At 70.9% G+C, this 12,579-nt stretch carries 12 protein-coding genes; 5 read left to right on the top strand and 7 right to left on the bottom strand.

Translation table 11 applies throughout. The features are described 5' to 3' along the window. Nucleotides 1-67 precede the first annotated feature (67 nt). From ACZ7DE_RS20140 to ACZ7DE_RS20160, 5 genes are all read right to left on the bottom strand, one after another. Nucleotides 68-784 (bottom strand): DsbA family oxidoreductase, encoded by a 717-nt coding sequence (locus ACZ7DE_RS20140; protein WP_470763022.1) that lies wholly within the window; start codon nucleotides 782-784, stop codon nucleotides 68-70. Between the two features lie 77 nt (nucleotides 785-861). Beyond that, nucleotides 862-1,365, bottom strand: coding sequence for a GNAT family N-acetyltransferase (locus ACZ7DE_RS20145; RefSeq protein ID WP_470763024.1), 504 nt, complete (start codon nucleotides 1,363-1,365; stop codon nucleotides 862-864). Nucleotides 1,366-1,421: 56 nt separating this feature from the next. After that, the gene (locus ACZ7DE_RS20150; RefSeq protein WP_470763026.1) at nucleotides 1,422-2,909 is read right to left on the bottom strand and encodes a metallophosphoesterase family protein; all 1,488 of its coding nucleotides are present in this window, start codon (nucleotides 2,907-2,909) and stop codon (nucleotides 1,422-1,424) included. Between the two features lie 289 nt (nucleotides 2,910-3,198). Then, complete coding sequence (locus ACZ7DE_RS20155) at nucleotides 3,199-3,807, bottom strand: DUF1349 domain-containing protein (protein WP_470763028.1); 609 nt, start codon at nucleotides 3,805-3,807, stop codon at nucleotides 3,199-3,201. A 143-nt stretch (nucleotides 3,808-3,950) separates the two neighbouring features. After that, the gene (locus ACZ7DE_RS20160) at nucleotides 3,951-5,480 is read right to left on the bottom strand and encodes an aldehyde dehydrogenase (NADP(+)) (RefSeq protein ID WP_470763029.1); all 1,530 of its coding nucleotides are present in this window, start codon (nucleotides 5,478-5,480) and stop codon (nucleotides 3,951-3,953) included. A gap of 123 nt (nucleotides 5,481-5,603) precedes the next feature. Between ACZ7DE_RS20160 and ACZ7DE_RS20165 the strand changes: the two genes are divergently transcribed. The 3 genes from ACZ7DE_RS20165 (at nucleotide 5,604) to ACZ7DE_RS20175 (ending at nucleotide 8,408) form a co-directional block, all read left to right on the top strand. Beyond that, complete coding sequence (locus ACZ7DE_RS20165; protein WP_470763031.1) at nucleotides 5,604-6,377, top strand: IclR family transcriptional regulator; 774 nt, start codon at nucleotides 5,604-5,606, stop codon at nucleotides 6,375-6,377. 25 nt (nucleotides 6,378-6,402) lie between these two features. Then, a complete protein-coding gene (locus ACZ7DE_RS20170) occupies nucleotides 6,403-6,873 on the top strand; it encodes a GNAT family N-acetyltransferase (RefSeq protein WP_470763033.1) in 471 nt (156 codons plus the stop codon). 80 nt (nucleotides 6,874-6,953) lie between these two features. Beyond that, nucleotides 6,954-8,408: a peptidoglycan D,D-transpeptidase FtsI family protein gene (locus ACZ7DE_RS20175; protein WP_470763035.1), complete on the top strand. Its 1,455-nt coding sequence runs from the start codon at nucleotides 6,954-6,956 to the stop codon at nucleotides 8,406-8,408. A 60-nt stretch (nucleotides 8,409-8,468) separates the two neighbouring features. On the opposite strand, the gene ACZ7DE_RS20180 is transcribed toward ACZ7DE_RS20175, so the two are convergent. Continuing rightward, nucleotides 8,469-9,920, bottom strand: coding sequence for an NCS2 family permease (locus ACZ7DE_RS20180; protein WP_470763037.1), 1,452 nt, complete (start codon nucleotides 9,918-9,920; stop codon nucleotides 8,469-8,471). Nucleotides 9,921-10,212: 292 nt separating this feature from the next. On the opposite strand from ACZ7DE_RS20180, the gene ACZ7DE_RS20185 reads away from it, so the two are divergent. Continuing rightward, entirely contained in the window at nucleotides 10,213-10,782 is a 570-nt protein-coding gene (locus tag ACZ7DE_RS20185; RefSeq protein ID WP_470763039.1) for a SigE family RNA polymerase sigma factor, read from the top strand. After that, the gene (locus ACZ7DE_RS20190) at nucleotides 10,779-11,651 is read left to right on the top strand and encodes a hypothetical protein (RefSeq protein ID WP_470763041.1); all 873 of its coding nucleotides are present in this window, start codon (nucleotides 10,779-10,781) and stop codon (nucleotides 11,649-11,651) included. The genes ACZ7DE_RS20185 and ACZ7DE_RS20190 overlap by 4 nt, the downstream gene beginning before the upstream one ends. 55 nt (nucleotides 11,652-11,706) lie before the next feature. Here ACZ7DE_RS20190 and ACZ7DE_RS20195 read toward each other — a convergent pair whose 3' ends face one another. Then, on the bottom strand, nucleotides 11,707-12,504 hold the full coding sequence (locus tag ACZ7DE_RS20195; protein ID WP_470763043.1) for an HAD family acid phosphatase: 798 nt from the start codon (nucleotides 12,502-12,504) through the stop codon (nucleotides 11,707-11,709). Nucleotides 12,505-12,579: the final 75 nt, after the last annotated feature.

Here is a 12,579-nt window from a genome sequence, read left to right on the forward strand (position 1 = left end):
TCGTCCATTGCCGATTTTTACGTGATTTCCCTAAGGAACGCTTATAGATAGGCCGCCACCTGCAGGTTCACCGCTGGGGGACCGCGCACCCGTCCGGGCCGCAGGTCTCCGCGCCGCCGCCGTCGATCGGCTTCAGCGGCGAGCGGTCGCCCCATGCCTGGGTCAGGGCCTGCGCGAAGACCTCGGCGGGCTGGGCGCCGGAGACGCCGTAGGCGCGGTCCAGGACGAAGAAGGGCACGCCGTTCGCGCCGAGCTCGGCGGCCTCGCGCTCGTCGGCGCGCACCTCGTCGGCGTACGCGGCCGGGTCGGCGAGGACGCTGCGGGCGGCGTCGGCGTCCAGGCCGGCCTCGGCCGCGAGTTCCACGAGACGCTCGTCGCCCTCGGAGAACACCGACCGCTCCTCGGCGAAGTTGGCCCGGTAGAGGATCTGGATCAGCTCGTCCTGGCGGCCCTGCTCCTTGGCGAAGTGCAGCAGCCGGTGCATGTCGAAAGTGTTGCCGTGGTCGCGGTCACGGGTGCGGTAGTCGAGGCCCTCGGCGGCGGCCTGCGCGCCCAGGTTCTCCTCGCCGGCCTGCGCCTGCGCCTCGCTCATCCCGTACTTATTGGTGAGCATGGCCAGCACGGGCTGGACGTCGCCCTTGGCGCGGCCCGGGTCCAGCTCGAAGGAACGGTGCACCACCTCGACCTGGTCGCGGTGCGGGAAGGCCTCCAGCGCCTTCTCGAAGCGGGCCTTGCCCACGTAGCACCACGGGCAGGCGATGTCGCTCCAGATCTCGACGCGCATGTCTCGGCTCTCTCCAGGTCGTGCGGCTGACACGGAGGCTCCCTCCGCCGAGTGGATGAACGTTCAAGCAGCCCGCTTCATTCCCCGGGCACCGCGAAGCTGAGCCAGAGATGGTGGTCGTCCTCGGCGGGCGGGTTCCCCGGATCCGGGCGCCAGCCCTGACGTGCGTAGAAGGCCTGGGCCCGCCGGTTGCCGGCGTGCACGTCGAGCACGGCCGTGCGCCGGCCGTCCGCCCGCCACTGCTCGACGCAGGCTTCGTGCAGGGACGTGCCGATCCCCGCACGCCAGTGGCCGGGGTCGACGTGGAACTGGAACAGCTTGACCGTGTGCGCGGGCGCGCCCTCGGGCGTGCGGAAGGACGCGACGCCGACGATCCCGCCCCGCTCGACGACGCACAGCACCTGGCCGTCGGGCCGTTCGATGGCCGCGCGCCAGGCGGCGAGCCAGTCGGTGCCGTCCTGCGGGATCCCGTCCGGGTAGTAGGTCGCCCGGGCGCGCGCGTGCAGCGCGGCGACCCTCTCGGTCTCGGCAGGGACGGCGGTGCGGATCACCCGGCGTCCCGTGACGCGTTCTCCGAACATGCAGGGGAGGACGGAGAAGCCGCCGACACGGTTCCCCGCCCCGCTGCCGGACGCTCCTAACAGAGGAAGTTCCGGTGGTCGGTGCTCTTGCTCAGCATGCAGCTGCCGCCCAGACGGTCGCCGCTCCTGTCACGGAAGCTGAGATTCCAGGTCGTGCCGCCCCAGCGGAGATCCCCGTAGCCGAAGATCCCCGTACCTCCGGGGGTCTGCAGCTTGGTCACCGACTGTCTCACCCGCTGCGCGGGCGTGCCGATGGACTGCACCTCGACATTGGCGTCGACCGGGCCGTTGTCCACGGGGCCACCCGAGTTCCCGAAGGTCAGCTGGGGCGGGCGGGCGCTGTCGAAGTCGAGCTTCTGGGCGAGGTGGAAGTGTCCCGAGAGCACCATGCGCACCGCGCCCTGCAGGCGGTGCAGGGAGGTGTCGGCGACGGCCCCGTCGAGGACCGGCGTCGCCCAGGTGACGTCCCCCGCCTTCGATCCGGCCGCCTTCACCATCCACAGCGGCTTGTGCGTGACCACGAAGACGTCGCCGGGGGCCTTCGCCGCGGCCTGGTTCACGGCGTTGAAATGCGTGGTGTAGGCGCCCTGGTTCGCCGTGCCTCCGTCGTCCCTGCGGTCGGCGAACGAGGAGTCCACGTTGGCGATGGTCAGGGCGCCGGCCGGGATCACCGCCGGCTGGCTGAACAGGCTGCAGGACTCGTTGGAGCGCAGCCGGTCGGCGAGGTAGCGGAACCACGCGCCGCCCGCGCCGCCCTGCTGGATCGCGTTGCAGTCCTCGTGATTGCCCCGGGCGAGCACGACCGGGGCCACGGCCAGCAGACGTTCGGCGGGCCTGAAGAAGTCGGCGACCACACAGGCCCAGGCGGCTCTGTCGGCGAAGTCCGTACAGCCGGGGTTCGCCGCCTTGTCGTTCGCCCTGTCGGGGTTCTCCCGGTAGAGGTAGTCGCCGACGTGGATCACGAGATCCGGCTTCGTCCGGTCGGCGACACTCTTCGCGATCTGTCTGAACGGCCAGCGGTTCGCACAGTCCTGCGGCTGCTCGGTCATGTCCGTGGGGAGCGAGCAGCCGGTGTCGCCGATCACGCCGATCCTGGTGGGACGGGTGCTCGAGGTCCAGTTCGGCAGCGGCACCCGACCGGACGACGGGTGCAGCCTGGCCGCCTGCACCGACACCAGCGTCGCGTCGGAGGCCGTGAGAGGCACCTCGGCCTCGCAGACGGTGGTCGGGAACTGTGACGTCGTCGAAGGCGTGCTCCTCCGCGTCAGGGCGTCCGTGTGCGGGCCTGCCTGGTAGGTGTATCTCACGCTGGGGCAGGAGTGGCTGGAATCCGTGGAAACGTATCGGATCCGGGTGCCGCCGCTGGTCAGCTGGGTCCAGGCCCAGGCCTCGCCGTCCGGCGGCGCCGAACCGGGCGGCGGAGCGGTCGGCCCCGGCGGCGGTGAGTCCCCGTACCCGGGCGGGGGCTCCGGGGAGGCCGCGCCGGCCGGGACCGCCGCGGCCAGCACGCCCGCCGCCGCGAGGGCGGCAATGCGATGTCTCATGCTCACGTACCTCCGTCCACGTGCCCCGGAGACAGGCGTACGTCATCGCCTGACGGGCACACCTGGAATCGTTGGCACCGCTTCGGGCCGGTGCACCACGGCACCGGCAAACGGCCTACACGGCCGCACCGAGGTCCGGCTGCGCACGGGGGGGCCGGCTGGGTACGGGGGGCCGGTTGCGCACGGAGGTCCGGTTGCGCACGGAGGTCCGGTTGCGCACGGAGGTCCGGTTGCGCACGGAGGTCCGGTTGCGCACGGAGGTCCGGTTGCGTACGGGGGACGTTCCCGCTCAGCCTCCGTCTCTCAGGTCGTCCGGCCAGGCGTGGCGGAACTCGATGTGGTCGTACGTCACGACGCACCCCTCCCCCATCGGCGACTGCGCCATGAAGCCGACCAGGGCGGCGCCGGTCTCCTTCTCCTCGCCCAGCGTGAACAGTCGGACGAAGGTCCAGCGCCTGCCGTCGCGGGAGGCGTGGAAGGCGAAGGCACGGCCGGTGCGGCTCACCCGGAGCCAGACCGAACTTCCCTCCACGGTGAAGGAGTTGGCGTCGTCGGAGTGCCCCCGGGTGACCACCGTGCAGACCGTGGCCACGTCCGGGGAGTACTCCAGGCAGAGCTTGGCCCACGCGCGCTCGCCGACATGGACGTACAACGCCCCCGCGTCGAAGGCCCAGTTGAACCCCACGGTGACCCGCGCGATCAGTTGGAAGTCCCCTTCCGGCGCCCCCAGCAGCCGGGGGGCGTCGGCGGCGGGATCCAGCGCCTCCCCGGTGGGCGGCACGAACCGGTCCTGCCGGGCCCCGGCCCATCCGGTGAGCACCCCGTCCTCGTGGGACCAGTGCCCGTCGGGTCCGTACGTACGGAGGGGGAAGGGCAGTTCGGGAAGCGAGACGTCCATTGCCTCATCATCTCAGGGGAGCCGGGGGGCCAACGGGCGCGGGGCTGCTTCGAGTTGCGGCTCCGCGACGCGGGCGCGGCCGGCCCCGGCCCGCCTGTGGACGGCCGGGGCCGGTCGCGCCCCGACGGCGCCCGCGCGGAGCGCTACCGCTCCAGCCGACCGTTGAACCGCCGGGGAAGCCCCAGCTCGTTCTCGTCCCGGAGCTCCACCGGCAGCAGCGCGGCAGGAGCGTTCTGGTAGGCGACCGGACGCAGCCACCGCTCGATCGCCGTGCCGCCCACCGAGGTGGAGGTCGACGTGGTCGCGGGGTACGGCCCGCCGTGGTGCTGGGCCGGCGCGACGGCGACTCCGGTGGGCCACCCGTTCACCAGCACCCGTCCGGCCAGCGGCGTCAGCTCGGCGAGGATCTCCCCGCCGCGCCCCTCGCCGGCCGCCTCCCCCTCGGACAGCTGAACCGTGGCCGTCAGGTTGCCCGGCAGCCGGGACAGAACGGCCCTGACCTCGCCGTCGTCCTCATAGCGGGCCACGACGGTGACCGGCCCGAAGCACTCCTCCAGCAGCAGGTCGTGCTCGCCCTCGGCGGCGAGCCGGGCCGCGGGCACGGTCAGGAAGCCCGCGCTGACGGTGTGCTCGCCGCCCGCGCCGGGCGTGACCGGCGACTCCACGTCGGCCAGCTCCGCGCGCTCGGCGACCCCGGCGATGAAGTTGTCCCGCATCCGGTGGTCGAGCAGCACGCCCGCGTCGGTGTCGCTCACGGCGTCGGTCAGCGACTTGACCAGTCCGTCGCCGGCCGCGCCGGAGGGTACGAGCACCAGGCCCGGCTTGACGCAGAACTGGCCGACGCCCATCGTCATCGACCCGGCGAGCCCGGCGCCGATGGCCTCGGCGCGCTCGGCGGCCGCCGCCTCCGTCACCACGACGGGGTTCAGCGAGCCCAGCTCGCCGTGGAAGGGGATCGGCACCGGGCGGGCCGCCGCCGCGTCGAACAGGGCGCGGCCGCCCCGGATCGACCCGGTGAAGCCGGCCGCGGCGACCAGCGGGTGCTTGATCAGCTCGACGCCGGCCTCGAAGCCGTGGACGAGACCGAGCACGTCCTGCGGGATGCCGTGGTCCGCGGCGGCCGTGCGGACCACCTTGGCGACCAGCTCGGACAGGCCCGGGTGGTCGGGGTGGGACTTGACGACGACCGGGTTGCCGGCCGCCAGCGCGCTCGCGGTGTCGCCGCCTGCGACCGAGAAGGCGAAGGGGAAGTTCGAGGCCGAGTACACGGCGACCACGCCGAGCGGCACCTTGTAGCGGCGCAGGTCGGGGATCGGCGGGGTGGCGGTGTCGTCGGGGTGGTTGACGACGACGTCGAGGAAGGCGCCCTCGTCGACGATGTCGGCGAACGCGCGCAGCTGGTAGCAGGTGCGGGCCAGCTCGCCGTTCAGCCTGACCGGGCCGAGCGCGGTCTCGGCGTCGGCCACCTCGACGAGCGTCTCCCTGGCCGCCTGGAGCCGGTCCGCGGCCGAGCGCAGGAAGGCCGCGCGGACGCCGCGGTCCGCGAGGGAGCCGCGCGCCTCGTGCGCGGCGCGGACGACGGCGTCGACCTCCTGGGCCGTGGCCTCCACCGCAACCTGTTCACGCTGCTTCCCGGTTCGGGGGTCGACACTCCAGACTGGTGCTGCTGCCACCGCGGGTCCCTCCACGTTTGGTACTGGCTCATTCACCAGGGTCGTTCGATATACTGAACGCTGTCTCTGATGATGAATATGCTGTCGGAGCGTATTTCCCGTCGAACGAAGGGGTCAAGGGCGATGTCGGCTGGCGAGACGGGGGGCGGGGCGCAGGTCAAGTCCGCGGTGCGGACGGTTGAACTGCTGGAATACTTCGCCGGCCGCCCCGGAATGCACTCCCTCGCAGCGGTCCAGGAGGCCGTCGGCTACCCCAAGTCCAGCCTCTACATGCTGCTGCGCACGCTGGTGGAACTGGGCTGGGTGGAGACGGACGCGACGGGCACGCGGTACGGCATCGGGGTGCGGGCGCTGCTCGTGGGCACCTCCTACATCGACGGCGACGAGGTGGTCGCGGCCGCCCGCCCCACCCTGGACCGGCTCTCGGACGACACCACCGAGACCATCCACCTGGCCCGGCTCGACGGCACCAACGTCGTCTACCTCGCCACCCGCCAGTCCCAGCACTACCTGCGCCCCTTCACCCGGGTCGGACGCCGGCTGCCCGCGCACTCCACCTCCCTCGGCAAGGCGCTGCTGAGCACGTACTCCGACGAGCAGGTCCGCAAGATGCTCCCGGAGACCCTGCCGGCGCTGACCGAGCACACGATCACGGACCGGGAGAAGCTCATCGAGGAGCTGCGCCAGGTCCGCGAGCAGGGCTTCGCGGTGGACCGCGAGGAGAACACGCTGGGCCTGCGCTGCTTCGGCGTGGCGATCCCCTACCGCACGCCGGCCCGCGACGCGATCAGCTGCTCGGTGCCGGTGGCGAGGCTCACCCCCGCGCACGAGCAGATGGTGAAGGACGCCCTGTTCGACGCGCGTGACCGGCTCACGCTGGCGACCAGACGGCTGTGAGGCGCGGGCACGTAGGCTCGGGGGCATGCCGATCGCTCTTCGCCGGGTCCACGACAGCGATCTGCCGGTGTTCTTCCGGCAGATGAACGACCCCGAGTCCCTCGTGATGGCCGCGTTCACCCCGAAGGATCCCGCCGACCGGGACGCCTTCGACACCCACTGGAAGAAGATCCGCGCCTCGTCCGACGTGGTGCGCACGATCCTGGCCGACGGTGACGTGGTCGGCAGCGCCGCGGTCTACGGGGAGCCGGGCGAGCGCGAGGTGACGTACTGGGTGGACCGGGCGTACTGGGGCCGGGGCATCGCCACGGAGGCGTTGACGGCCCTGCTGTCGGAGGTCCGGGAGCGTCCGCTGTTCGCGCGGGCGGCGGCCGACAACGCCGGCTCCCTGCGGGTCCTGGAGAAGTGCGGCTTCCGGCCCACCGCCCGGGCCGCCGGGTACGCGAACGCGCGCGGCGGGGAGATCGAGGAGATCGTGCTGCGGCTGGAGAACTGAACCCGTCCCGGATGAACGGACCATGAGAATTCCGGACGGACGGGAACGATCGGTTCCTTCCCGTTCGTCTTCTGATCGCAATGAACAAGACGATCAGGCGCGCCTCGGTCTTCGCGCTGCTGCTGGTGTTCGCCCTGTTGCTCCGGGCGACCTGGGTGCAGTTCTACGAGGGCCGGGCACTCGCGGACGACCAGGACAACCGGCGCAACGCGATCGAGACGTACGCGAAGCCGCTCGGGAACATCATCGTGGCCGGAAAGGCGATCACCGGCTCGGCCGTCACCACGAGCGGCGACCTCAGATACAAGCGCACGTACACGGACGGCGAGCTGTACGCGGCGGTCACGGGCTACGCCTCGCAGGCCTATGCGCCGACCCAGCTGGAGGGCGTCTACGCGGACCTCCTCAACGGCACGGACACGGGTCTGAAGAGCGCGCTGGACACGATCACGAACCAGCGGGCCGACCCGGGCGACGTGATCACGACGATCGATCCGCACGTGCAGAAAGCGGCGTACGACGCGCTCGGCGACAAGAAGGGCGCGGCGGTCGCGATCGACCCGAAGACGGGCCGGATCCTGGCGGTCGTGTCGACCCCGTCGTACGACCCCTCGTCGCTGACCGACGCCAACACCGCCGGCACGGCCTGGCAGAAGCTGAACGCGGACCCCGACAAGCCCCTCGTCAACCGGGCGCTGCGGCAACCGCTGGCGCCGGGCTCCACGTTCAAGCTGGTGGTGGCGGCGGCCGCGCTGGAGGACGGGCTGTACTCGTCGGTCGACGAGAAGACCGACAGCGAGGACCCGTACACGCTGCCGGGCACCCGCACGGACCTGAAGAACGAGAACACCTCCGCACCGTGTGAGGACGCCTCGATCCGGGTCGCGCTGCAGTACTCCTGCAACAACGTGTTCGCGCACATGGCCGTCCAGCTCGGGCAGGACAAGCTGAAGGCGATGGCCGACGAATTCGGCTTCGACGACGACAGCCTGGACGTGCCGGTGCGGGCGTACACGAGCGTGTACCCGTCCGGCATGGACGAGTCGTCCACGGCCCTGACGGGCATCGGCCAGTTCGACGTGACGGCGACCCCGTTGCAGATGGCCATGGTGTCCGCGGCCATAGCCAACGACGGCGAGCTCGTCTCGCCGCACATGGTCTCGCAGATCACCGACAGCGGCGGCGACGTGCTGAAGGACTACGACGACGCGTCGAGCACACGGATCCTCAGCTCCTCCACCGCCCGGCAACTGCAGTCGGCGATGCGGACGGTCGTCGAGAAGGGCACGGGCACGAACGCGCGCATCGACGGCGTCACCGTCGGCGGCAAGACGGGCACGGCCCAGAACGGCGAGAACAACAGCAAGGCCCCGTACGCCTGGTTCACGTCGTACGGCAAGTCCGGCTCCTCGGACAAGGAGGTCGCCGTGGCGGTCGTGGTCGAGCAGTCGAACGCGGCGCGCTCCGAGGTCAGCGGCAACGGACTGGCCGCCCCGGTCGCCAAGGCGATGATGGAGGCGGCGCTGAAGAAGTGAGCACCTGAGCACCCCGGCCGGGAAACGCTCCCGGCCGGGGTGCGGGGCTCGCCCCGGGAACTACCGCACGCCGAGAATCTGCTCGATCGGGTCGATCGCGAAGTACACCACGAACAGCGCCGAGGCCCCCCACAGCAGCCAGTGGACCTCCTTCGCCTTGCCGAGCACCGTCTTGATGAGGACGTACGCCACGAAGCCCGCGCCGATGCCGTTGGTGATCGAGTACGTGAAGGGCATCACGGCGATGGTGAGGAACGCCGGGATGGCGATCTCGTAGCGGTCCCAGTCGATGCTCTTGACCTGGGTCATCATCAGGAAGCCGACGGCGACCAGGGCCGGGGCGGCCGCCTGGAGCGGGACGATGGTGAGCACCGGGGTCAGGAACAGGGCCAGGGCGAACAGGCCGCCGGTGACCAGGTTGGAGAAGCCGGTGCGGGCTCCCTCGCCGACGCCGGCGGCCGACTCGATGTAGGAGGTCGCCGAGGACGCCGAGGCCGCGCCGCCCGCGACCGCCGCCGCGCCGTCGATGAGCAGCACCCGGCCGAGGCCCGGCACATCGCCCTTCTCGTCCAGCAGTCCGGCCTCCGCGCTGATGCCGACGACCGTGCCCATGGTGTCGAAGAAGTCGGACAGGATCAGCGTGAAGATCAGCAGGACGACCGTGATGACGCCGGTCTCGCCGAACGCGCCGAACAGGCTGAAGTGGCCGACCAGCCCGAAGTCGGGGGCGTCGACGATCTTGTCGGGCCACGACGGCGTGGTCAGGCCCCAGGACTTGATGTCCGCGATCGAGTTGATGACGATCGCGAGGACCGTCATCGTGACGATGCTGATCAGGATCGCGCCCTTCACCTTGCGGGCGAGCAGTCCGACCGTCAGCAGCACGCCGAGGCAGAAGACGAGAACCGGCCAGCCGCTGAGCGTGCCGGTGCCGCCGAGCTGCACCGGCACGGTTGTGTTGGCGGCGTCGGGGATACGGCTGACGAAGCCGGCGTCGACGAAGCCGATGAAGGCGATGAACAGACCGATGCCGACGCTGATCGCCTGCTTCAACGGCTGCGGAATGGCGTGCATGACGGCCTCGCGCAGACCGGTCACCACCAGGACGCAGATCAGCAGGCCTTCCAGCACGATGAGGCCCATCGCGTCGTCCCAGCTCATCAGCGGGGCGATCTGGAAGGCGACCACGGCGTTGAGGCCCAGGCCCGCGGCGAGTGCGAGGGGCAGGTTGCCGCCGACGCCCATGACGATCGTCATCACGGCGGCCACCAGGGCGGTGGCGGTGGTGAGTTGGACGGCGTCGAGCTGGTGGCCGAACTTGTCCTTGGCACTGCCCAGGATGATCGGATTCAGGACAAGTATGTAGGCCATGGTGAAGAACGTGGCGAAGCCGCCGCGCACCTCCCGGCCGAAGGTGGATCCCCGCTCGGAGATCTTGAAGAACCGGTCGACACTGTTCGCCGCGGGTGGCGCGACGTCAGGCCGGTCGGCCGTCTTCTTCGTCACGGACATGGCTGGTACTCCTAGGTGCCTGAATGATCTGGGTGCGGATGCTGGCTGGATTGTTCCTGTGCTGAACCGACTTCAGGTTTTCGCCGTGTTACGGAATCGGACTCCGAGGACGTTCGGCCCGCCGCGGCACGTTCGAACCCCCGCACGCCAACAGGTTCTCGATCACTGCTACGCTTCCCGATCTCGTCCCGACCACCTCCTCGGGGCATCCCCATGTCATTCACATGACACGCACAGGAGCACCCCGCCGGGTGCCCGAAGCAGCACCGGCCGCACCGAGAAGAGGTCACCCGTGGGCACAGTCGTCGACGACGCCGCCTCGGTGGAGTTCCACGCCTTCTTCGACCGCCACTACGCCGAACTGTCCCGGCTCGCCCACCTTCTGACCGGTGAGTCGGACGCCGCCGACGACCTGGCGGCGGACGCGCTCCTCGCCCTGTGGAACCGCTGGGACCGGGTACGGGCGGCCGACCACCCGGTGGCGTACGCCCGCGGCGTCGTCGCCAACCTCGCCCGCACCCACATCCGCAGCGCCGTGCGCGAACGCCGCAGGATCGCGCTGTTCTGGTCGCAGCGCGAGGAGAAGACGGAGAACCCGGACGTCGCGGGCGTTGTGGACGTCCAGTCGGCGCTGCGTAGACTCCCCTTCCGCAAGCGGGCCTGCGTGGTGCTGCGCCATGCCTTCGATCTCTCGGAGAAGGACACGGCGCTCGCCCTCGGGGTCTCGGTCGGTACGGTGAAGAGCCAGACCTCGAAGGGAATGGCCGAGCTGCAGAAGCTGCTCGGCGCCAAGGGAACTCCGCTCAAGGTGCCCGCCATGGTGCGCACCAGTGAGGCCTCGGCCTCGGGAAGGGACCGATGACGATGCAGCGGGACGTGCACGACGAGCTGCGCGCCCGGCTGCACGAGGCGGCCGAGGCGCACGAGCCCGACCGGGCCCGGATCCTGGCGCGGGTCGAGCGCGGCATGGCGGAGCAGGGACAGACGCGCTCCCACCACCGGGCCACCCGCCCGCCCCTGTGGGGCTGGACCCGGATCGTGGGCGCCACGGCCGCGGTCGCGGGCATGCTCGCGGTGGGCGGCTACGCGGTGGCGTCCGCCGTGAAGGGCGACACCCCGGCGCAGCAGACGGTCACCGTCTCCTCGCCGCCGGTCGAGTCCCCGGACGCGACGAGCCGCCCGCCCGCCTCGCCCAGGGCCACACCGAGCTCCGGCGGCGGCGCGAAGGACCCGGCCGAGCCCAGCAGCGCACCGCCGAAGAGTCCCGGGGCGACGCCCTCCACGCCCGCGGCCACGATGCTGCCGGGGACGAACGACACCGAGGACGGCCCGCTGGGGTCGGCCGGCTCGATCGACGCGCACAGCAACGACTTCTGGGCGCAGAGCAACGTCACGCTCAGGACGTCCGAACAGCTCACGCAGTTGACCGTGCAGTTGAAGGTCGCGCAGACCGGCGGCGTCTCGCAGTCGGGCGCCTGGCGCTCCCTGCCCGAGGACGACTTCACCTTCACGGTGGTCGAGCGGGACGGCTTCCTGGTCTACACGTGGGTGCTCAAGGAGGGCCGTACGGTCGCCAAGGGCGAGTGGGTGTTCGCCGGGCAGTACAACCACGACCGCGGCGGCCGGGACGCCAAGAAGGACAGCTACGCGATCGAGGGCCGCTCGGACGGGCAACAGGGTTCCGTGGGCGGCGGCTTCACCTCTCCCGAGACCGACGCCGGCGGCTCCTGAGCCGGCCGTGCGTCCCCCGCCCGGTTCGTGGACCGGGCGGGGGACGCACAGGACGTCAGCCGACGAAGTACGTCGGGTTCGGCAGCTTGTACCTGCGGTCGGCGTGGCCGCCCTCGAGGTCGGAGTACTGGTCGCCGAAGTTGGCGATGATCTCGTACCCGAGGTCGTCCTCGATGTGCTTGCGGGTGCCGGACTTGTACTGCACGGTGGTGCAGGTCCAGGCCCCCGGCGTGGCGCAGGCGCTCAGGTAGGACGGCGGGGCGGCCGCGTTCTTGAGGAACATGTGGCCCGCGTCGAGGTTGACGTCGGCGCCGACCTTCTTCAGGTTCTCGACGGCGGCGGCGCGCTGCGCCTCGGCGAGGCCCGAGTTGTAGAAGACCTCGACGCCCTTCTTCTCGGCGTACCGCACGAGTTCCGGGCTGCCGAACACGGCCGGGCGGTCGGCCTTGTTCACGTACGCCGCCCAGGAGGCGGAGTTGTACGTGTAGTTGTACCGCTTCTCGTAGTCGAGGCTGAGCAGCAGGGTGTCGTCGATGTCGAAGACGACCGCGGGCCGCTGGTGCTTCCTGACCGCCTTGCGGGAGGCCTCGTCGATGTACTTCCGCGCGGCCTTGTCGATGCTCGCGAGGTCCTTGGCGTACGGGCTGGTCGGCGACGCCTGGTAGACGCCGTTCGCGTCCGGGGCGGTGCCGTAGTAGGTGTCGATGTCCTTCACCAGGAGCCCGATGTTGTAGGGCTCGTGGGTGGAGTTGGCCGTGGACTGGCCGGCCGTGGCCGCGCCGGCGCCGTACAGGGCGGCGCCGGCGACGGCGCAGGCCGCGGCTACGGCCGTGATGCGCAGTGACTTATGCATGACACAGGTTTCTACGCGCGTCACCCCCGTGGGCGCGAGACCCGTCGGGCAAAAAACGGGTCAAGCGCCTCGGTG

It is taken from the genome of Streptomyces sp. NPDC037083 (assembly GCF_055606485.1).